Raw genomic sequence first — 19,966 nt, 5'->3', positions numbered from 1 at the left:
ATCATCAGTGATCGAAAAGCACTCGCCTAGCCAGTCCCTACGAACTGGAGCAGCCCCATCATGTCAGCGGCAGTCGCACGCGCCACTCTGCTGATCGTCGACGATCAGCCGGAAAATCTCGCCGTACTCGGGGGATTGCTGGAAAGCCGTTACGAAGTTCTGGTCGCGCCCTCGGGCGAGCGCGCGCTTGCGGTCGCGGCGCGGCAGCCGACGCCGGACCTGATCCTGCTCGACATCATGATGCCGGAGATGGACGGCTACGCCGTGCTGCATGCACTGCGCGAGAACCCGGTGACGCGCGACATTCCGGTGCTATTCCTGACTGCGCGCGGTGATCCGGGTGACGAGGAGTACGGTCTGTCGATCGGAGCGGTGGATTACCTCGTCAAGCCGATTCAGCCAGCGGTCGTTCTTGCGCGCGTCCGTAATCAGCTCGATGTCAAGCGCGCGCGTGACCTCCTGCGTGACCACAACGCCTGGCTGGAAGCCGAAGTCAGCCGCCGCGTCGCCGATAACCGCCGCCTCGAGGACGCCAGCCGCGAGGCGCAGGCGCGCCTCAACCATCTGCGCGAGCTGATCCTGAGCACCGCCGACGAGGGCATCTACGGTACCGATGCCGACGGTGTCATCAATTTCGTGAACCCTGCCGCTGCCGAGATGCTCGGCTATCGCCGCGACGAACTGATCGCTTACCCGGCGCACGCCATCTTTCATCACGCGCGCGCCGACGGCAGTCCCTATCCGGAAGCCGAGTGCCCTCTGGTGACTTCGCTGGCCGGCGGGCTGACCCTGCGTGACCAGGAGGAGACTTTCTGGTGCAAGGACGGCAGCGCGCTGCCGGTCGCGTATTCGAGCGTGCCGATTTTCGAGGCCGACCGCCTGCTCGGCGCCGTCGTCAGCCTGCGCGACATCAGCGAGCGCAAGCGCTATCTGGCGCAGCTCGAACGCCAGTCCAACTTTGACGACCTGACCGGCCTTCCCAATCGCAACCTGCTCAACGACCGTCTGGCGCATGCCATCGCGCAGCCGCGGCACGCGCCGGACGGCGCGCTGGCGGTACTGGCGATCGAGCCCGACCGCTTCCAGAATGTCAACGAAACACTCGGCCGCGAGGCCGGTGACCGCGTCATTGCCGAACTGGCGGAGCGCCTCGTGGCGCACGTGCAACCGGCTGATACCCTCGCCCGACTCGAAGGCGACGAGTTCGTGCTGGTCGCCGACATGGGGCGTGCCGAACTCGCCAGTGACCTCGCGCAGGCCATCATCGCGGCGATGACGCGACCGATGCTGGTCGACGGGCGTGAGCTGACGCTCGGGGTGAGCATCGGCATTGCCTTTTTTCCAAAGGACGGTGGCCACGCTGAGGAACTGCTTCGCCACGCCGTTTCGGCGATGCACAAGGCGCGCGCCGAAGGCGGCGGCCGCAGCCACCTCTACTCCACCGATATGGATTCGCGGGCTCTCGAACGCCTGGAGCTGGAAGGCGAACTGCGTCGCGCCATCGGCAACGGCGAGCTGCTGTTGCATTACCAGCCGCAGCTCAGTCTGCGCACCGGTCGCATCGTTGGCGCCGAGGCCCTGGTGCGTTGGCGGCACCCGACGCGCGGCCTGGTGCCGCCCGCAGCGTTCATCCCGCTGGCCGAGGATACCGGTTTGATCATGCCGCTCGGCGAATGGGTGCTGCGGCAGGCCTGCGCGCAGAACCAGGCCTGGCAGGACGCTGGTCTGGCGCGTATCCGTGTCGCCGTCAATCTCTCGGCGCGACAGTTCGAGGGTCAGGACATGCTCGCCTTGGTTACCGCAGTGCTCCAGGAAAGCGGCCTGAACCCTGCCTGCCTGGAACTCGAACTGACCGAGAGCGCGGTGATGAAGGACGCCGAGGCGTTCATCCGCACGACGCAGCAATTCAAGGCGCTGTCGGTGTTGCTGTCGATCGATGACTTCGGCACCGGCTTTTCCTCGCTGAGTTACCTTCGCCGTTTCGCGATGAACCACCTGAAAATCGACCAGTCCTTTATCCACGACATCAACCGCGACCCCGACAACGCGGTGATCGCCCAGGCGGTGATTTCGCTGGCACACAATCTGCGCATGTCGGTCATCGCCGAGGGCGTCGAAAGCGAAGCGCAGCTGGCTTTCCTGCGTGCTCGCGGCTGCGACGAAATGCAGGGCCATCTGTTCAGCCGGCCGTTGCCGGCCGCCGAGTTCGCAGCCTTGCTGGGCAGCGGCCGCGCGCTCGAGTTGCCGGCCGACCCGGCAGTACCGACGCGCACCCTGCTACTGGTCGACGACGAAGCCGACACCCTCTCGTCGCTGCAGCGCCTGTTCCGACGCGAAGGCTATCGCGTGCTGACTGCCGGCAGCGGCACCGAGGCTCTCGACCTGCTCGCCACGCATACGGTCCAGGTCATCATCTCGGATGCGTGCATGCCGGTGATGGATGGTAGCGAGCTGCTCGGCAAGGTGCGCGTCCTCTACCCCAATACCGTGCGCATGATGCTCTCCGGCTACACCGACCTGCAGGCGGTGACGCGCGCGGTCAATAGCGGCGAGCTGTACCAGTTCATCATCAAGCCCTGGGACGATGTCAAACTGGTCGAGGCGGTGCGCGCCGGATTTCGCTACCATGAATCCCGCCGTGCGGCCACCCATGGCGTTGCCCAGCAATTTGTGCCCGACGGCATCCAGGCAGTACCGTGATGACACCCATGCGGTCGGATGGCCGCGCGGCAATGTTGCGCGTGGTGCTCATCTATGCCTTCGTCGCCACCCTCTGGATCCTTTTTTCCGACACCTTGATCGGGCATCTGGGGGTACAGCCGGAGACGCTGGTGATGCTCGGCATGCTCAAGGGCCTGGCTTTCGTCGGGCTGACTTCGATGCTGCTGTACGCCCTACTGCGGCGCCTGCCGGAAGGCGCAGCAGCGACCCCGGCCGGCGGCGGCAGTCGACGGCTGCTGCTGTCGGTGGCGGCACTGGCGCTTCTGATCCTGATCGTCGGCGCCGCGGCGATGCGCCAGGTGGCCGAGCGGCAAGAGACCCGACCGGCCGATCTCTTCTGGATCACGCTGAGCATCGCCGCCGCACTGTTCGCGGTTGTCTTCCTGGGCATCATGCTCCATCAACAGCAGCGCCTGCGCCTCGCCGAGTCGCTTCGGCAGGCACAGGCTGAGGCGCTGCGCAGACAACAACTCGTCGACCAGCAGCGCGCAGAGCACCTGGCACTCGCCAGCCACTACCAGACGATGATCGGCGAGGCGCGCGACATCATTCTCCTGCTCGACGAGAATGGTCAGATCGTCGAAGCCAACGCGGCGGCTGTTGCCGCCTACGGCTGCAGCGCCGACGAGTTGCGCGGCATGCATATCCGTGACCTGCGCGGCGAGGAAACCCGCAGCACCCTCGGGGAGCAGTGGCAGGCTTCGGCCAGGCCCGACGGGGTCCTCTTCGAAACCGTGCACCGACGCCGCGACGGAACCTGCTTTCCGGTCGAAGTCAGTTCCCGCGCTTTCTCGGTCGAAGGCAAGCTCTACCACCAGAGCTTCGTCCGTGACATCAGCGAGCGCAGAAAAGCGGACGAGGCGCTGCGGCGAAGCATCGCGCCTTGCGCACCTTGAGCGAATGCAATCAGGCGTTGGTCCGTGCCAGCGACGAGGCGACCCTGCTCTCCGACATCTGTCGACTGCTCGTCGACTTCGGCTGCTACCGCCTGGCCTGGGTCGCTTATACCGATGGCAGCGATGAGCCCTTTAGCGTTCGTCCGGTCGCGCAAGCCGGTTACGAAGACGGCTACCTGGAGACCGTCCGCATCCGCAGTGATGACGTCGAGCGTGGGCGCGGCCCGACCGGCACGGCGATTCGCGAGCGGCGACCAGTGCTGGCCCAGAACCTGCAAAGCGATCCCGCCTTCAAACCGTGGCGCGAGGCGGCGCACCGGCAGGGCCATGCGGCTTCGATCGCACTGCCGCTGCTCGCTGGCGACGCGGCCTGCCTTGGCGCGCTCAATCTCTACGCTGGCGAGGCGGAGGCCTTCGACGCCGACGAGACCCAGTTGCTCGTCGAACTGGCCGACGACCTCGCTTACGGCATCCGGGCGCTGCGCGACCGGGCCGCAAGGAATGCCGCCGAAGCGACGTTGCGCGCCACTGCACAGCAGCTCGAGCACCTGCTCGAAGCCAGCCCGACCATTCTCTACGCTCTGCGTTTCATCGACGGCGTGCCACGTGCGCAGCAGGTCAGCGCCAATGTCGAACGAATCAGCGGCTACACGGTTGCCGAAGCGCTGCAGGATGGCTGGTGGGAAGCCGGCCTGCATCCCGACGATCGTGCAGCGGCGCTGCGCTTCTCTGCGTCCTGTGGCGGCATCACGGTGCACGAATATCGTTTCGCACACAAGCAGGGTCACTACCTCTGGATCCGCGACGAACTGCGTCTGATCCGCGACGCTGCCGGCCAGGCGGTCGAGATGGTCGGCGCGTGGACCGACATCAGCACCGCTCGACAGGCGATGCTGGCGCTACAGGAGAGCGAAAGGCGCTACCGCGAGATATTTGTGGCGAATCCGCAGCCGATGTGGGTTTATGACCGCGAGACACTGGCCTTCCTCGACGTCAACGCTGCCGCGATCCGCCGCTACGGCTATCGCCGCGAGGAATTCCTGGCCATGACCATCAAGGACATCCGGCCAGCGGAGGAGATTCCCCGCCTGCTGACCCGTGTCGCGCAGGTCGAGGTCAACGTCGATGCCGGCGTCTGGCGGCATCGACGCCGAGATGGCAGCGAGCTGTTGGTCGAGATCACCTCGCACGCGCTGGATTTTGGTGGCCGGCGTGCGCATGTGGTGCTCGCCCACGATATTACCCAGCGCGTGCAGGCCGAGGCCGAACTGCGCAAGCTCTCGCTGGCGGTCGAGCAAAGCCCGGAGAGCATCATCATCACCGACATCGACGCGCGCATCGAATACGTGAATGAGGCCGCCGTCCGCAGCAGCGGCTATTTGCGTGTCGAGTTGATCGGTGAGAACCCGCGCATCCTGCAGTCGGGCAAGACGCCGTCGCGCACGTATAGGGCGCTGTGGGCAGCGCTGAGCGCAGGCCAGGTGTGGCGGGGCGAGTTGCACAACCGCCGCAAGGATGGCGTCGAGTACGTCGAATTTGCGATCGTCACGCCGATCCGCCAAGCCAACGGGCGCATTACCCACTATGTTGCGGTCAAGGAAGACATCACCGAGAAGAAGCGGATCGGCGCCGAACTCGACCGCTACCGACATCACCTGGAGGAGATGGTGCAGGAGCGAACGGTGCAGTTGGCCGAGGCGAGCGCGCGCGCCGAAGCCGCCAACCGCGCGAAGAGCGACTTTCTGGCCAACATGAGTCACGAGATCCGTACGCCGATGAACGCCATCATCGGCCTGACGCATCTCCTGCAGAGCAGCGCGCCGACGCCGCAACAGAGCGAGCGCCTGGACAAAATCAATGCCGCTACCCGGCATCTTTTGGCGATCATCAACGATATCCTCGACCTGTCGAAAATCGAGGCCGGCAAGCTGGCTCTGGAGCAGGACGATTTTCCTCTCGCGGCAATCCTGGACAGCGTCCTTTCGCTGATCGCCGAGCCAGCGCGCACCAAGGGCCTGACGGTCGAGATTGTCGAGCCTCAGGAGCCGCTGTGGCTGCGCGGCGACGCGACCCGCTTGCGCCAGGCGCTGCTCAATTACGCCAGCAATGCGGTCAAGTTCACGGAATGCGGCCGCGTCATCCTGCGCACGCGCCTGCTCGAAGAGGCGGGCGACACCCTGCAGCTACTTTTCGAGGTCGAGGATACCGGCATCGGCATCGCCGCCGAAAAACTGCCGCAGATCTTCGAAGCCTTCGAACAGGCGGATACTTCGACGACGCGCAAGTACGGTGGCACCGGCCTCGGCCTGGCGATCACGCGCCGTTTGGCACGTCTGATGGGTGGCGATGCCGGCGCCGACAGTGTGCCCGGCCAGGGCAGTCGCTTCTGGTTCACCGCCTGCCTGCAGCGTGGTCGCGGGGTCATGGCGGCGCCCCTGGTCGAGCCTGCGGTGGACGCCGAAGACACCTTGCGCCGGTGTCATGCCGGTGCGCGCCTGTTGCTTGCCGAGGATAACGCGATCAACCGCGAGGTGGCGCTCGAACTGCTGCACGGCGTCGGGCTCGCCGTCGACAGTGTTGCCGATGGCCGTGCGGCGCTGCGCATGGCAACGGCAAGGGACTACGCGCTGATCCTGATGGATGTGCAGATGCCCATGATGGACGGTCTGGAGGCCAGCCGCGCGATCCGCGCGCTGCCGGGCCGGGCCGCGCTGCCGATCGTGGCAATGACCGCCAATATCTTCGAGGACGATCGGCGTGCCTGCGTGGCAGCCGGGATGAACGACTTTGTGGCCAAGCCGGTGGAACCCGAACAACTGTTTGCGACGCTGCTGCGCTGGCTGACTCCCGCCCAGCCTGGCCGCCGCACGGCCAGCACGCCGGCTCCGTCTGGGGAGCGGCTGGCAACGCGGCCAGAAAAGTCAGAGACGCTGGCGCGCCTGACGAGCATCGCCGGCCTCGACGCTGTCGCCGGGGTGCAACTGCTGAACGGCAATGTTGCCAGCTATTGCCGTTTGTTGCGCCTCTACGTGGACAGTTACGGCGAAACGATTGTGTCGATGCCGCAACAACTGCGGAGCGGTGAGCACGACGAGGTGCAGCGCCGCGCGCACGCGATCAAGGGGGTTTCGGCCAATCTGCGCGTCGCCGGCGTCCAGCAGGCGTGCATCGCCCTGGAAGCAGCGCTGCGCGCCGGCGATGCCGCAGCAGACGATCTCGAAGGGCTGGTGATGACGCTTGCCGAGCGTTACACGGCGGTGTGCGCGGCCATCCGCAAGGCGCTAGACGCTGCGCCGGACGCCGCCGGCGCCGGCACGGTGATCCTTGCGCCGGATTGGGACGGTGTGCGCAGTGTCCTGGCCGAGCTCGAAGCGCTTCTCGCCAGCGACAATCTGCGCGCCAATCAGTTGGTCGATGAGAACGCGGCACTGTTGCACACTGCCCTTGGCCATTTTGCTGGCGAGATCGAAGGGCATCTGCGTCAGTTTCGCTATCCAGATGCACTTGATGTCCTGCAGCGTGCCCGGCGTGCGTATCCGCAAGCTCAAACCTTGGCGGCCGCGCCTGCGGTTCTTGCATCGACCGGCCTGACCCGGTAGCAGGCGGCATAGAGCGCCGGCAGGAACCATAGGGTCAGCAGCGTGGCGACGATCAGCCCGCCCATGATGGCGACTGCCATCGGTCCCCAGAAGACGCTGCGGGTCAGCGGAATCATCGCCAGGATGGCTGCTGCGGCAGTCAGCATGATCGGTCGGAAGCGCCGCACCGCCGAGCCGATGATTGCTTCCCAGGCCGGCTTGCCGGCTTTTTCGTCCTGTTCGATCTGGTCGACGAGAATCACCGAGTTGCGCATGATCATCCCTGAAAGCGCGATGACGCCGAGGTTGGCGACGAAGCCGAAAGGTACCTGGAAGATCAGCAGCGCCAGCGCGACGCCGATCAGCCCGAGCGGTGCCGTGAGCAGTACCAGCAACATGCGGCCGACATTCTGCAACTGGATCATCAGCAAGGTGATGACACCAACCAGCATCAACGGCATCACCGCCTTGATCGAATTCTCGCCCTTGGCCGACTCCTCGCTGGCCCCTCCGGCCTCGATACGAAAACCGGGCGGCAACTGGGCGCGCAGCGCGTCGAGCAGGGGATCGATCTGGGCGGTGACGGCGGGCGCCTGCATGCCGTCGAGGAGGTCGGCACGTACGCTGACCGTCGGCAGACGGTTGCGGCGCGCGATCACGGTATCTTCGAGAGCAAAGCTGATCTTAGCCAGTTGCGCCAGCGGCACGTAACGACCGCTGCTGGTATGGATGTTGATGTCGGCCAGCGCCGAGATGCGGGAGCGTTCGTCGCCAGCGGCGCGCGCGACCACGTCGACCAACTGGTCGCCTGCACGCATCTGCGTCACGGTGACGCCGGTCAACATCGAATTGAGGAAAGCCGAGAGTTCCTGCGAACTGACGCCGAGTGCGCGTGCGCGATCCTGATCGATGTCGATACGGATCATCTTGCCCATCTCGTTCCAGTCGAAGTTCACTTCCTTGAGGTGTGGATTGGCGCGCATCACGCTGGCCACTGCCGCGGCGAGCTGCTGCAACTCACCGAGGTCTTCGCCGGAAACCCGAAAGACGACCGGAAAACCCACCGGCGGACCGTTTTCGAGGCGCAGCACGCGCGTGCGCAGGCTGCTCCATTCGCCGCCGGCATCGGCAAAGCGTTCTTCGAGGCGTCGCTTGAGATCCTCGCGCGCCGCGAGGTCGTGGGTGGTGATGACCAATTGCGCGAAATTGTCGTTGAACAGTTGCTGGTCGAGTGGCAGGTAGAAGCGCGGGCTGCCATTTCCGAGATAACTCGCGAAGTACTTGATCGAGCGCTTCATCTCCGGCTCGGCAAGGATCGCTTCGACCTTCCGGCTCGCCGTTTCGGTTGCTTTCAGGGAAGCGCCGTTCGGCAGCCACAGGTCGACCAGCAACTCGGGACGACTCGATGCTGGAAAGAACTGTTTCTGCACACCCAGTCCCAGTCCTGCCAGTGCTGCCGCGAAAGCGATCAGCGTGGCGGCGATCACCAGCCAGCGATGCCGCAAAGACCATTCGATGGTCGCGCGCACACGACGATAGAACGGCGTCTGGTACGTCTCTTCCTCGTGTTGTTGCGCCTGGTGGTGCAGTTTTTCGGCGTCCAGCAGCAGGTAGCCCAGGTAGGGGGTGAACAGCACCGCCACAACCCAGGAAACCAGCAGCGCGATGCTCACCACCGCGAAGATCGAAAAGGTGTATTCACCGGCACCGGACCTGGCGAGACCAACCGGCATGAAGCCGACGGCGGTAATCAGGGTGCCGGTGAGCATCGGAAAAGCGGTCGAGGTATAGGCGAAGGTGGCCGCGCGGAAGCGATCCCAGCCCTGTTCCATTTTCACGACCATCATTTCGACGGCAATGATCGCGTCGTCGACCAGCAGGCCAAGCGAGATGACCAGCGCGCCGAGCGAAATCCGCTGCAGGTCGATCCCGAATATGGCCATCAACAGGAAGGTGACCGCCAGCACCAGCGGGATCGACAGGGCGACGACGGCGCCGGTGCGCAGGCCGAGGCTGAGGAAGGAAACCGCCAGGACGATCAGGACGGCTTCGGCCAGCGAGGACATGAAGAGGTTCATCGACTGGCGGACGATCTGCGGTTGGTCGGCGACGACGTGCATGTCGATTCCCAGCGGCAACTGCTTCTGCAGGCGCTCGGTTTCGGCACGCAAACGGTCGCCGAGCTGGATCACGTCGCCCCCCTTGTTCATGGCGATGGCGATGCCGACCGCTTCCTGCCCCTGAACGCGCATGCGTGGTGTCGGGGGATCGGCAAAACCACGTTCAACCGTCGCGATGTCGCCGAGGCGGAACAGGCGCCCGTCGGCCTGGATGCCGATCTCGCGAATGCTCTCCTGCGACTTGAAATCGCCCGAGACGCGAATGCGCACCCGGTCGGACGGCGTTTCGTAGAACCCGGCGGGAGTCATCGTGTTCTGCTTCTGTAGTGCGTCGAAGATCGCCAACGGATTGAGACCGAGCGTCGCCAGCTTGGCGTGCGAAACCTCGATGTAGATTTTTTTCTTCCTGGACGCCGATCAACTCGATTTTCTTGACGTCGGGTACCTGCCGCAATTCGCGGGCGATGCGGTCGGCTTCACGACGCAGCGTGGCAAGGTCGAAGCCATCGCCGGTCAGAGCGTAGATGCTGATGAAGGTATCGCCGAATTCGTCGTTGATGAAGGGGCCGAGAACGCCTTGCGGTAGCGTATGCCGCATGTCACCGATCTTCTTGCGGACCTGGTACCAGGTTTCCGGAACCTCCTTCTTCGGGGTGTAGTCCTTGAGCAGAACGGTGATCAAGGACTCGCCGGAGCGCGTCTGCGAGCGCAGTACGTCGACCCAGGGGACTTCCTGCAGGCGCTTTTCGATCCGTTCGGTGACCTGCAGTTGCACTTCGTTCGCAGTAGCGCCCGGCCACAGTGTACGCACCACCATCGCCTTGAAGGTGAAGTCCGGATCCTCGGCGCGGCCGAGCTTGAAATACGCAAGCACACCACCGAGCATCAGCACGACGATCAGATAGGCAACCAGCGAGCGGTGGCGAAGCGCCCATTCGGACAGATTGGGAGAAGTCATCGCCCGGAGGTGCCTTGCCGATCCTTTTCCGGCAGGGTTTCGTCAAACCGGGGCGCCTGTTCGATGACCTGGACGTGCTCGCCGCTGCTCAGCTTATGGACGCCGGCGACGACGATTCTTTCGCCGGTCTGCACGCCGCTGTCGAGTACGGCGGTGTCTTCCCGATAGCTGGCAAGCACTACCGGTCGCAAGGCGACGGTCTGGTCCGCGCTGACCACCCATAGCGCTGGGTGGCCAGCGTGCTGAAAAATGGCCGTCAGCGGCACCGTCAGGCGAGCCCTCTCTTGTGGGCGATGGAAATGCACCTTGGCGGTCATCCCGAGTAGAACCCGGGCATCCGGATGGTGGATAGACACGCGTGCCGCGTAAGTGCGGGTGACCGGGTCGGCAACCGCCGACACTTCGCGCAGCGTTCCCGGATAGCTGGCCTCGTGGTCGGCCCACAGGCTCACCGCAGCGGACCGAAGCGCGCGCAACTCCGGCATGCGTGCCTCGGGGATCGAGATGGCGACTTCCAGGGTGTCGGCACGCGCCAGTCGCATCACGGTCTGCCCAGCCGCGACGACCTGGCCGACTTCAGCCGTGACGAGTCCGATGACCCCCGCCTGTTCGGCTTTGAGAATCGTATAGGCGGTCTGGTTGCGGGCCAGTTCAGCCTGTACCTGCGCGGCCTTGAAGCTGGTCTCCTTGGCATCGAGGGCCGCCTGGCTGACGAAGTTCCTGGCATGCAGATTCCTGAAACGATCGAGATCGGCAGCAGCAAGGTCCAGTTGCGCCGAAGCCGCCGCTGCCGACAGCGTGCTGTCCGCCGGATCGAGCCTGGCCAGTACCTCACCGGCCTTGACCATGCTGCCGGCATCGACCAGGCGGGCAGTGATCTTGCCGGGAATGCGGAAGGCGAGCGGGATTTCGTAACGTGAGCGAACCTCTCCCGAGTAGGCGAGAACCTCGTCCCCCGCGCTTTTGCCAAGAACCTGTGTCAACACCGGCCGGGCGGGTTCGGGCACTGCCGGCTGCTTGCCGCAGGCGGTGGGCAGGGCGAACAGCGCGAGCAGCAGAATGTTTCGGGGAAAGGCAGTGTTCAGCCGCATACCGTGCCTCCAGTCAGGTGCGCACCGGGGTCAAGGGTCTGCACCGCGCAAAACATGCAACACAGCAGCCTGGGAGCAATGATCGGGCCAGTAATGTATCTGTTGCGGCCAGTGGAGTCAATTGGCGAGGATTGTCCGCCAGTGGCCTGCCGGAGAACGCTGGCAGTGTCGGTGGCGCTCCCATTCGCAGAGCCGATTGATTGTAAAAACAATCAGATAAACAGGCCGGGTGAGGGTTTGTGGGGTTCACGCAAAGCACCACCAGGGTGGCGCTGAAAGCCTCCAGAAATTTCTTTACATGCCGTAACCTTGTTGTTAGCATCAAAAGGAGAGTCTCCATAGGTACGCTAACTGCAAATTATTGAAGGGTTTTTTAGGCGAGGGGTGGCAATTTGCAGCTTGATTTTTCGATTTTTTAATCCCAAGGCGCGCTCGCTGGTCGGTCTGGATATCAGTTCGTCTTCGGTCAAAATGGTGGAGCTGGCCAGTGATGGCAAGGGCGGCTACCGTGTCGAGCGTTACGCGATTGAAGTCTTGCCAAGGGATGTCGTTTCGGATGGCAACATCGTCAACCTGGAAGCTGCTGCGGAATCCGTCCGGCGAGCCTGGAAGAAACTTGCGACCTCGACGCGGCAGGTGGCCATTGCCCTCCCGGCGTCACATGTCATTACCAAGAAAATCATCGTCCTGGCAGGGCAGCGCGAGGAGGAACTCGAATTGCTGGTAGAGTCCGAGGCCAACCAGTACATCCCATTCCCGCTCGATGAAGTCAACCTGGATTTTCAGGTGGTCGGGCCAGCGCCGTCTTCTCCTGACGAGATCGAGGTTCTGATTGCTGCGTCGCGCAAGGAAAAGGTGGAAGATCGTGTTGCCGTTGCCGAATCGGCCGGCCTCAAGCCGAAGGTACTGGATGTGGAGTCCTACGCCATGCTTGCTGCTTTTGAACTGATCGAAGCGCAGCTTCCCGAAGGCGGCAAGGGGAAGATCGTTGCCTTGGTGGACATTGGCGCCAATGTGATGAACCTGACCGTTCTGCGCAACGGTCAGCAACTCTATGCTCGCGAACAGGCATTCGGCGGCAATCAACTGACACAGGATATCGCGCGCCTTTTTTGGGATGAGTTTCGAGGAGGCGGAGGCCGAGAAACGCCGTAATAATCTGCCGGAGAAATACGAAACCGAACTATTGCGGCCATTTCTTGAGTCGCTGGCTCTGGAACTGTCGCGCGCACTGCAGTTCTTCTTCACTTCGACGCAATTCAACGAGGTCAACCACATTGTCCTCGCAGGTGGTTGTGCAGTGATCCCGGGCGTCGACGAAGTGGTTGCTTCCCGGACACAGATCAACACGATCATTGCCAACCCGTTTGCCAACATGCTGCTCGCCGAGCGGGTTCGCGGCAAGAGTCTGCTGGCCGATGCTTCGTCGTTGATGGTTGCCTGTGGTCTTGCGCTGCGGAGATTCGACGCATGATACGGATCAATCTTCTGCCGCATCGGGAAGAGAAACGCAGGGCGCGGCGGCAACAGTTTTACGCCTTGCTGGGCCTGGTGACGCTGCTTGCGGGGCTGATTGTGGTTCTGGTCTACTCGGTGATTGCCGGTTACCTTTCGGCGCAGGACGCCAGGAATGATTTTCTCAAGAAGGAGATCGCCGTCCTCGACAAGGAGATCGATCAGATCAAGCGGCTCAAGGAGCAGAGCGATGCCTTGATGGAACGCAAACGGATCATCGAATCGTTACAGCGCGATCGGGCAGAGGCGGTGCGTTTGCTGAGCGAACTGGTCAAACAGATGCCGGAGGGGGTATACCTGCGCTCGCTGAAGCAGGAAGGGCAAAGGATCAGTCTCGGCGGTTATGCCCAGTCCAGTGCCCGGGTATCGACGCTGATGCGCAATATCGAAGCATCGCCGTGGCTTGAAAAACCGCAGTTGCTGGAAATCAAGGCGGTGCTGGTAGACAAGCGGCGCCTCAATGAATTCACCATGAATGCCTCGCTCAAGAGGACAGCCGCCGTGGCAGGAGGGCAGAAGTGAAAACGAGGGCTCTTCAGAGCATCGATTACAGGGCAATCTTCAGGGATTTCCAGGATCTGAATCCCAGGGACGTGGGGACCTGGCCACTGGTACCGCGTCTGACCCTTTTGTCAGGCTTGTTTTTGGTGATCGTTTTGGGCGGTTGGTGGTTCTTCTGGGACGAACAGTTGGTATCCCTGGAGAGCAAGCAGCAAACCGAATTGAAGCTCAGGGATGAGTTCATTGCCAAGAAGAAGCTGGCAGTAAACCTCGACCTGTACGTGCAGCGCCTGAACGAGATTGACCGTTCCTTCGGTGCACTCCTGAAACAGTTGCCCAACAAGTCTGAAGTCGAAGCTCTGCTGGTCGAAATCAACCAGGCGGGTATGGGAAGAGGCCTGCAGTTCGAGTTGTTCAAGCCCGGATCAGAGCAAGTCAAGGACTTTTATGCGGAACTGCCAATCAACGTGCGCCTGACCGGCTCTTATCATGACTTGGGTGCTTTCGCCGGGGATATCGGCAAGCTGTCCAGGATCGTCACCTTGAACAATATCGCCATTACCCAGAACAAGGATGGAACCCTGGTAATGGATGCCATTACCAAGACCTTCCGCTATCTCGACGAAGAAGAGTTGGCTGCGAAGAGGAAGGCTGCCCAAGCTGCGAAGGCTGGAAAGAAATGAGGAGACTCGCTGCCCTGCTTGGCACGATCTTTCTGGTCGCCTGTACCGCTGGCGATCACGAGGATTTGCGTGAGTGGATGAAAACCGCGGCTCAGGATACCAAGGCCAAGATCCCCCCCCTTGCCGGTGGTCGAGCCCTACGAGGCTGTGCCTTATGATGTGGGCGGTCTGCTTGACCCTTTCAAGCCGGCCAAGGTGGGTCCCGAGGAGAGGAAAGGTGGCGGAGGCTTCCGGCCTGACCTCGATCGACCGAAGGAACCATTGGAGCTTTATCCCCTGGAATCGCTGAAATACGTCGGCGTGATGACCAGAAACAAGGTGTCGTATGCCATTATCCAGGTTGACGGTACGTTGTACCAAATCAAGATCGGAAATTACATGGGGCAGAATTTCGGCGTGGTGGTCAACGTTTCCGAGTCGGATGTCACTCTACGAGAACTCATCCAGGACTCCGCGGGTGACTGGGTGGAGAGGACGAGCACCTTGCTGTTGCAGGAGAAGGGAGCAAAGTAAATGAAGCACATCAAACCATACCTGCTCGGCTTGCTTGCCGGTGCGCTGCTGGCTCTCGGAATGGCGAATGCACAGGATCAGCCGAATTCGATTGAGTCGATGAATGTCGTCCAGCAAGGCGCGGTGTTGAACGTCAAGCTCACCTTCAAGGAACCCTTGCGAGCACTGCCGGCAGCCTTCAGTATCGCCAGACCGGCGCGCATGGCCTTTGATTTTCCGAACACGACCAATGGCCTCGGCAAGTCGAGTCAGGCGTATAACGAGGGCGATCTGAAGAGTGCCAACATCGTCCAGGCGGAGGACCGCACGCGCCTCGTCCTCAACCTGCAGAAAGCAATGACCTACGAGGCAACACTGGATGGCAACAGCCTGCTGCTTGCCTTGGTGCCGAGCGCGACTCCTGCGGGCACGGCGCCGGTGGAGCATTTCGCGCAGGCATACCCCTCTGCCACTTCCAACAGCATTCGCGACATCGCCTTCCGGCGCGGCAAGGATGGCGAGGGACGGATCACGGTGGACCTCACCGACGTCAATGCGGGAATCGACATCAAGCAGCAAGGGTCGACACTGGTGGTCGATTTTGCCAAGGTGACGGTCCCGGAGGTGCTGCGCAAACGTCTGGACGTGACCGATTTCGCGACCCCGGTGTTGACCGTGAATACCGTTCAGCAGGGCGCCAATACGCGCATGACCATCACTCCGCGTGGCCTGTGGGAACACAATGCGTATCAGAGTGACAATCAGTTCGTCATTGAAGTCAAACCGGTCATCGAGAATCCGAACAAGCTGGTGCAAGGGTCGCGTGGCGGTTATCAGGGCGAGAAGCTGTCGCTGAATTTCCAGAATGTCGATGTACGCCGTCTGCTGCAGGTGATCGGCGAGTTCACCGGCATGAACATGGTCGTCAGCGATTCCGTTGGCGGCTCGATCACCCTGATCCTGAAGGACGTGCCCTGGGATCAGGCGCTGGACATCATCATGCAGCAGAAGGGTCTGGACATGCGCAAGAATGGGAATGTCATTCTGATTGCGCCACGCGAGGAAATCGCGACCAAGGAGAAGCTCGATTTCGAGTCGCGAGCGCAGATCGGCGACCTCGAGCCCTTGCAGACCGAGAGTTTCCAGATGAACTACATCAAGGCTGAAGCAGTGCAGAAGCTGCTGGTTGACCCCAAACAGACCTTGCTCTCGAAGCGCGGCAGCGCGCTTCTCGATGAACGCTCGAACATGATGTTCGTCAAGGACACGCCGAGCCGCCTCGATGATGTGCGGGCAATGATCGCCAAGGTGGACACTCCTGCCCGGCAGGTGATGATCGAAGCGCGAATCGTGGAAGCTGGTGATTCGTTTGCCAAGAATCTGGGCATTCGTCTGTCCTTTGGCGCCACAAACAAGACCTCTGTGGTAGATTCGGTCACCGGCCAGGTGACCACGACTGTGGAGCCGTTGAAAGACAAAGGGTACATCGTCAACTCGGACCCCAGAAGTGCGACATACGGTCTCGTGAATCTGCCGGCTACGCCAAGAACAGGGACACCAGGACTGCTCAACCTGAGTTTGTTCGACAACACACTGACGCAGTATCTCAACCTGGAAATATCGGCTCTGGAAGCAGATGGCCGTGGCAAGGTGATCTCGAGCCCACGTGTCATGACAGCGAACCAGGTGGAGGCGATCATCGAGCAGGGCGTAGAGATTCCCTATCAGCAGGCGACGAGTTCCGGTGCCACCAGCGTATCGTTTAGAAAAGCGAATCTCTCATTGAAGGTGAAGCCACAGATCACTCCGGATGGCAAGATCACCATGACCCTGGATGTCAACAAGGACACCCCGAACACCCGCTTGTCGACAGGAGCCGGGGTGGCTATCGATACCAAGCACGTCAAGACCGAAGTGCTGGTCGATAACGGTGGCACGGTGGTGATTGGTGGCATCTACACGCAGGAAAAGCGCACCAATACCCAGCGCATCCCATTTCTCGGCGACCTCCCCTATGTTGGATGGCTGTTCAAGAATCGGGAATGGATTGACGACAAGACCGAACTGCTGGTCTTCATCACGCCGAGGATCGTTGCCGAGAACCTGTCGCTGCGCTGATCGCTGCCTGGCTTACTGCAGCGGCCAGCTGGTGCTGCGCCGTTGCCGTGTCTGCGCATGCGATAGAATAGGCTCGTGAACAACGACCAATGCAACGTCTACCTGGTAGGCCTGATGGGGGCAGGAAAAACGACCATCGGCAAGGCTCTGGCCAGGCGCCTGGCCTATCATTTCGTGGATACCGACCACGAAGTGGAAGCGCGTACCGGTGTCGGTCTGCCGACGATCTTCGAAATTGAAGGGGAGGACGGCTTTCGCAAACGCGAGGCACAGGTCATCGCCGAACTGGCCGCTTTGAAAGGTCGTGTCGTGGCGACGGGAGGCGGTGCCGTGTTGCGGCCCGAGAATCGGCAGAACCTGCAAACGAGTGGTCTGGTGATCTATCTCGATGTGCCGCTGCCAACGCTCCACGAACGGACGCGGCACGACAAGAAGCGGCCGCTGTTACAGGTGAGTGACCCCCGCCAGAAGCTCCGGGAACTGCATGCACAGCGCGATCCGCTGTACCGCGAAGTCGCCGACCTGATCGTCAGTGGCAGCCGAATCACGGTGCAGTCCGTTCTGAATTTGCTGATCAAGAAGGTGGGAGAGTCATGGAAACGCTGACGGTTGCACTCGGGGATCGTTCCTACCCGATTCATGTGGGGCGAGGGCTCATCGAGAGCGCCGAGTTACTGGTGCTGCGGCAGCCGAAAGCGGCGATCGTCAGCAATACGACCGTGGCACCCCTGTACCTGCAGCGCCTGGCAGATCCTCTACGCCGGGCCGGGGTTGAAGTCGTCGAGATGGTGCTGCCCGATGGCGAACGGTTCAAGGACTGGCGAACCCTCAATTCGATTTTCGACGGCTTGCTGGAGCGACGCTGTGAACGGTCAACGACCTTGATCGCCCTCGGTGGAGGGGTCGTTGGCGACATCACGGGTTTCGCGGCGGCCTGTTTTCAGCGCGGCATGCCCTTCATCCAGGTGCCGACGACTCTGCTTGCTCAGGTCGATTCGTCTGTGGGTGGCAAGACCGCGATCAATCACCCCCTCGGCAAGAACATGATCGGGGCTTTCCATCAACCACAGCTCGTGCTGGCCGATACCGATACCCTGAATACGCTGCCGGACCGTGAACTGCGGGCTGGCCTGGCAGAAGTCATCAAATACGGTTTGATCCGGGACTTGCCCTTTCTCGAATGGCTTGAGGCCAACCTGGAGTCCCTCCTGTCCCGAGAACCGACGGTGCTGGCTGAAGCGATTTGCCGTTCATGCCGGAACAAGGCCGAAGTGGTGGTCGCTGACGAACGGGAAACGGGCGAGCGAGCCCTGCTCAACCTCGGCCATACCTTCGGGCATGCGATCGAAACCGGCGTCGGCTATGGCGAATGGCTGCACGGTGAGGCCATTGCGGTGGGCTCGATGATGGCGGCCGAACTGTCTTCGCAGCTCGGCTGGATCGATCGGGATGAACTTCTGCGTGTCGAGCAGCTTTTTCGGCGTGCGGGCTTGCCGGTGTACGGGCCGGCCTTGAAGGTCGAGCGCTATCTGGAACTGATGCAGCACGACAAGAAGGTGCAGGATGGCAAGCTCCGCCTCGTTCTCCTGCAGCAGCTCGGGAAGGCGGTACTCAGCGACGCAGCACCGCCAGCCGAAATCCGCAGAGCCATCGGCGCACGCTCCGCGCATGCCTGAGCTTGCCCCGTACGCGGTCACCACGTTCAATTCACGCGGTCGCCGGTATTCCGACAGCGAGCCCGCCCATCGCAGCGAGTTCCAGCGTGACCGCGACCGGATCATCCATTCCACCGCCTTCCGGCGCCTCGAATACAAGACCCAGGTTTTCGTCAATCACGAAGGCGATCTCTTTCGTACCCGCTTGACGCACAGCCTCGAAGTTGCGCAGATTGCGCGCGGAATTGCGCGTTCGCTACAGCTCAACGAGGATCTTGCCGAAGCCATTTCGCTCGCTCACGACCTTGGCCATACGCCTTTTGGCCACGCCGGTCAGGACGCGCTCAACGATTGCATGCGTGAGCATGGCGGTTTCGAACACAATCTGCAGAGTCTGCGGACGGTTGACCTGCTGGAAGAGCGCTACGCTGCTTTTGATGGCCTCAACCTCTGTTTCGAGACCCGCGAAGGCATCGTCAAGCATTGTTCCCTGGACAACGCTCGCCAGCTTGGCAAGCTCGGTGAGCGTTTTTTTCCGGCGCACACAGCCGTCACTCGAAGCGCAGATCTGCAACCTGGCCGATGAAATCGCGTATAACAATCATGACGTGGACGACGGATTGCGCGCCGGGCTGATCACGCTCGAACAACTTCAGGAGGTCAGCCTGTTTTCCCGGCACGTTGCCGATGTCCGGAAAGAGTATCCCGGAGTGGGCGGGCGCCGGCTGATCCACGAAACCATCCGGCGCATGATCAATGTCCTGGTTTGCGACCTGATCGAGACCACCGAAAAACACATTGCACGGCAGAGACCTCGGGATCTTGCCGAGGTGCACCTGGCGCCGCCACTGGTGGCGTTCTCCGACGATTTACACGCAGCGCAGCGTCACCTGAAGCGCTTCCTGCGAACCCAGCTCTATCAGCACTATCAGGTCCTGCGGATGGCCAGCAGGGCGAAACGTATCATCAGCGATCTGTTTGCCGCTTTCACCAGCGATCCGCGCTTGCTGCCCCCGCAATATCAGGTGCTTGCTGACGGTGACCAGGCCCGCAGGGTGGCCGACTATATCGCCGGAATGACCGACCGCTATGCCATCAAGGAACATCGAAGGCTGTTTGCAATTGGCGAGAGCTGACGCGACTTCCCATTACGGTGACGGCCAATCCTTGATGTACGCCTTGAGCAGCTTGTTTTCGAGGTTGCGCTCTTCGAGCACGGCCTTGGCAACATCGTGAAAAGAGACGATCCCGACGATGGTGTCTCCTTCCATGACTGGTACATAGCGCGTGTGCGAATCCACCATGATTCGACGCAATTCGTCCACGTCCATGTCCGGATCAGCAGTTCGGGGGTTGCGGTCCATCGCCTCGATGACCAGGATCTCGGCAATCGGCGGGGTTGGCCCGACCCGACGCTCGGTCTGGCGTTTGGCGAGGATTGCCATCACTTCGCGGAAAGTCAGCATCCCTGCCAGCTTGCCTCCCTCCATGACGATCACCGAGCCGATGTCATTGTCGGCCATCATGATGACCGCTTCCGATAGTGGCGAATCGGGATGTACGGCAAACAGTGCGGAATCTTTGACCTGCAGAACTTCTTTGACCTCCATGTCACCCCCTAGAGATAGGATAGCTGGC

The 19,966-nt window shown here is 61.8% G+C and carries 11 protein-coding genes and 3 pseudogenes; 11 read left to right on the top strand and 3 right to left on the bottom strand.

The features are described from left to right. Positions 1–60: 60 nt before the first annotated feature. The 3 genes from E4Q08_RS05685 to E4Q08_RS05675 are packed head-to-tail and all read left to right on the top strand — an operon-like array spanning position 61 to position 7,216. On the top strand, positions 61–2,700 hold the full coding sequence (locus E4Q08_RS05685; RefSeq protein ID WP_169069663.1) for an EAL domain-containing protein: 2,640 nt from the start codon (positions 61–63) through the stop codon (positions 2,698–2,700). Continuing rightward, on the top strand, positions 2,700–3,617 hold the full coding sequence (locus E4Q08_RS05680) for a PAS domain-containing protein (protein WP_169069662.1): 918 nt from the start codon (positions 2,700–2,702) through the stop codon (positions 3,615–3,617). The genes E4Q08_RS05685 and E4Q08_RS05680 overlap by 1 nt, the downstream gene beginning before the upstream one ends. Further along, complete coding sequence (locus tag E4Q08_RS05675) at positions 3,605–7,216, top strand: PAS domain S-box protein (protein ID WP_169069661.1); 3,612 nt, start codon at positions 3,605–3,607, stop codon at positions 7,214–7,216. Before E4Q08_RS05680 ends, E4Q08_RS05675 begins: the two co-directional genes overlap by 13 nt. Here E4Q08_RS05675 and E4Q08_RS05670 read toward each other — a convergent pair. Next, positions 7,162–10,273, bottom strand: a pseudogene (locus tag E4Q08_RS05670) (efflux RND transporter permease subunit). The gene E4Q08_RS05675 and the pseudogene E4Q08_RS05670 sit on opposite strands and share 55 nt — an antisense overlap. Beyond that, positions 10,270–11,364, bottom strand: a complete 1,095-nt coding sequence (locus tag E4Q08_RS05665) for an efflux RND transporter periplasmic adaptor subunit (protein WP_169069660.1) — start codon at positions 11,362–11,364, stop codon at positions 10,270–10,272. The pseudogene E4Q08_RS05670 and the gene E4Q08_RS05665 overlap by 4 nt, the downstream one beginning before the upstream one ends. A 399-nt stretch (positions 11,365–11,763) precedes the next feature. On the opposite strand from E4Q08_RS05665, the pseudogene E4Q08_RS05660 reads away from it, so the two are divergent. From E4Q08_RS05660 to E4Q08_RS05625, 8 genes and pseudogenes are all read left to right on the top strand, one after another. Next, positions 11,764–12,838 (top strand): annotated as a pseudogene (locus E4Q08_RS05660) (pilus assembly protein PilM). Beyond that, positions 12,835–13,401 (top strand): PilN domain-containing protein, encoded by a 567-nt coding sequence (locus tag E4Q08_RS05655; RefSeq protein ID WP_034911904.1) that lies wholly within the window; start codon positions 12,835–12,837, stop codon positions 13,399–13,401. The pseudogene E4Q08_RS05660 and the gene E4Q08_RS05655 overlap by 4 nt, the downstream one beginning before the upstream one ends. Then, the gene (locus E4Q08_RS05650; RefSeq protein WP_169069659.1) at positions 13,398–14,063 is read left to right on the top strand and encodes a type IV pilus inner membrane component PilO; all 666 of its coding nucleotides are present in this window, start codon (positions 13,398–13,400) and stop codon (positions 14,061–14,063) included. The genes E4Q08_RS05655 and E4Q08_RS05650 overlap by 4 nt, the downstream gene beginning before the upstream one ends. Positions 14,064–14,189: 126 nt before the next feature. Continuing rightward, a complete protein-coding gene (locus tag E4Q08_RS05645) occupies positions 14,190–14,576 on the top strand; it encodes a pilus assembly protein PilP (protein ID WP_308240071.1) in 387 nt (128 codons plus the stop codon). Continuing rightward, on the top strand, positions 14,577–16,673 hold the full coding sequence (locus tag E4Q08_RS05640) for a type IV pilus secretin PilQ (protein ID WP_169069658.1): 2,097 nt from the start codon (positions 14,577–14,579) through the stop codon (positions 16,671–16,673). Positions 16,674–16,748: 75 nt separating this feature from the next. Next, on the top strand, positions 16,749–17,279 hold the full coding sequence (locus E4Q08_RS05635; protein ID WP_034916050.1) for a shikimate kinase: 531 nt from the start codon (positions 16,749–16,751) through the stop codon (positions 17,277–17,279). Further along, positions 17,267–18,349: a 3-dehydroquinate synthase gene (gene aroB / locus E4Q08_RS05630; RefSeq protein ID WP_169069657.1), complete on the top strand. Its 1,083-nt coding sequence runs from the start codon at positions 17,267–17,269 to the stop codon at positions 18,347–18,349. Before E4Q08_RS05635 ends, aroB begins: the two co-directional genes overlap by 13 nt. Further along, positions 18,342–19,464: pseudogene (locus E4Q08_RS05625) on the top strand (deoxyguanosinetriphosphate triphosphohydrolase). The gene aroB and the pseudogene E4Q08_RS05625 overlap by 8 nt, the downstream one beginning before the upstream one ends. Before the next feature lie 12 nt (positions 19,465–19,476). Here the strand turns inward: E4Q08_RS05625 and E4Q08_RS05620 are convergent. Beyond that, positions 19,477–19,938 carry a CBS domain-containing protein gene (locus tag E4Q08_RS05620; protein ID WP_169069656.1) on the bottom strand — a complete coding sequence of 154 codons (462 nt, stop codon included), beginning with the start codon at positions 19,936–19,938 and terminating at the stop codon, positions 19,477–19,479. Positions 19,939–19,966 lie beyond the last annotated feature (28 nt).

The organism is Candidatus Accumulibacter contiguus, assembly GCF_012940005.1.
GTDB lineage: Bacteria > Pseudomonadota > Gammaproteobacteria > Burkholderiales > Rhodocyclaceae > Accumulibacter > Accumulibacter contiguus.
The sequence above is the reverse complement of the archived record's forward strand: the minus strand, read 5'-3'. Positions and strand labels throughout refer to the sequence as shown.

Bases quoted from the DNA above. Each gene is read 5' to 3' on its own strand.
- E4Q08_RS05685 (WP_169069663.1), top strand. From the start codon at position 61: ATGTCAGCGGCAGTCGCACGCGCCACTCTGCTGATCGTCGACGATCAG.
- E4Q08_RS05680 (WP_169069662.1), top strand. From the start codon at position 2,700: ATGACACCCATGCGGTCGGATGGCCGCGCGGCAATGTTGCGCGTGGTG.
- E4Q08_RS05665 (WP_169069660.1), bottom strand. From the start codon at position 11,364: ATGCGGCTGAACACTGCCTTTCCCCGAAACATTCTGCTGCTCGCGCTG.
- E4Q08_RS05655 (WP_034911904.1), top strand. From the start codon at position 12,835: ATGATACGGATCAATCTTCTGCCGCATCGGGAAGAGAAACGCAGGGCG.
- E4Q08_RS05640 (WP_169069658.1), top strand. From the start codon at position 14,577: ATGAAGCACATCAAACCATACCTGCTCGGCTTGCTTGCCGGTGCGCTG.
- aroB (WP_169069657.1), top strand. From the start codon at position 17,267: ATGGAAACGCTGACGGTTGCACTCGGGGATCGTTCCTACCCGATTCAT.
- E4Q08_RS05620 (WP_169069656.1), bottom strand. From the start codon at position 19,938: ATGGAGGTCAAAGAAGTTCTGCAGGTCAAAGATTCCGCACTGTTTGCC.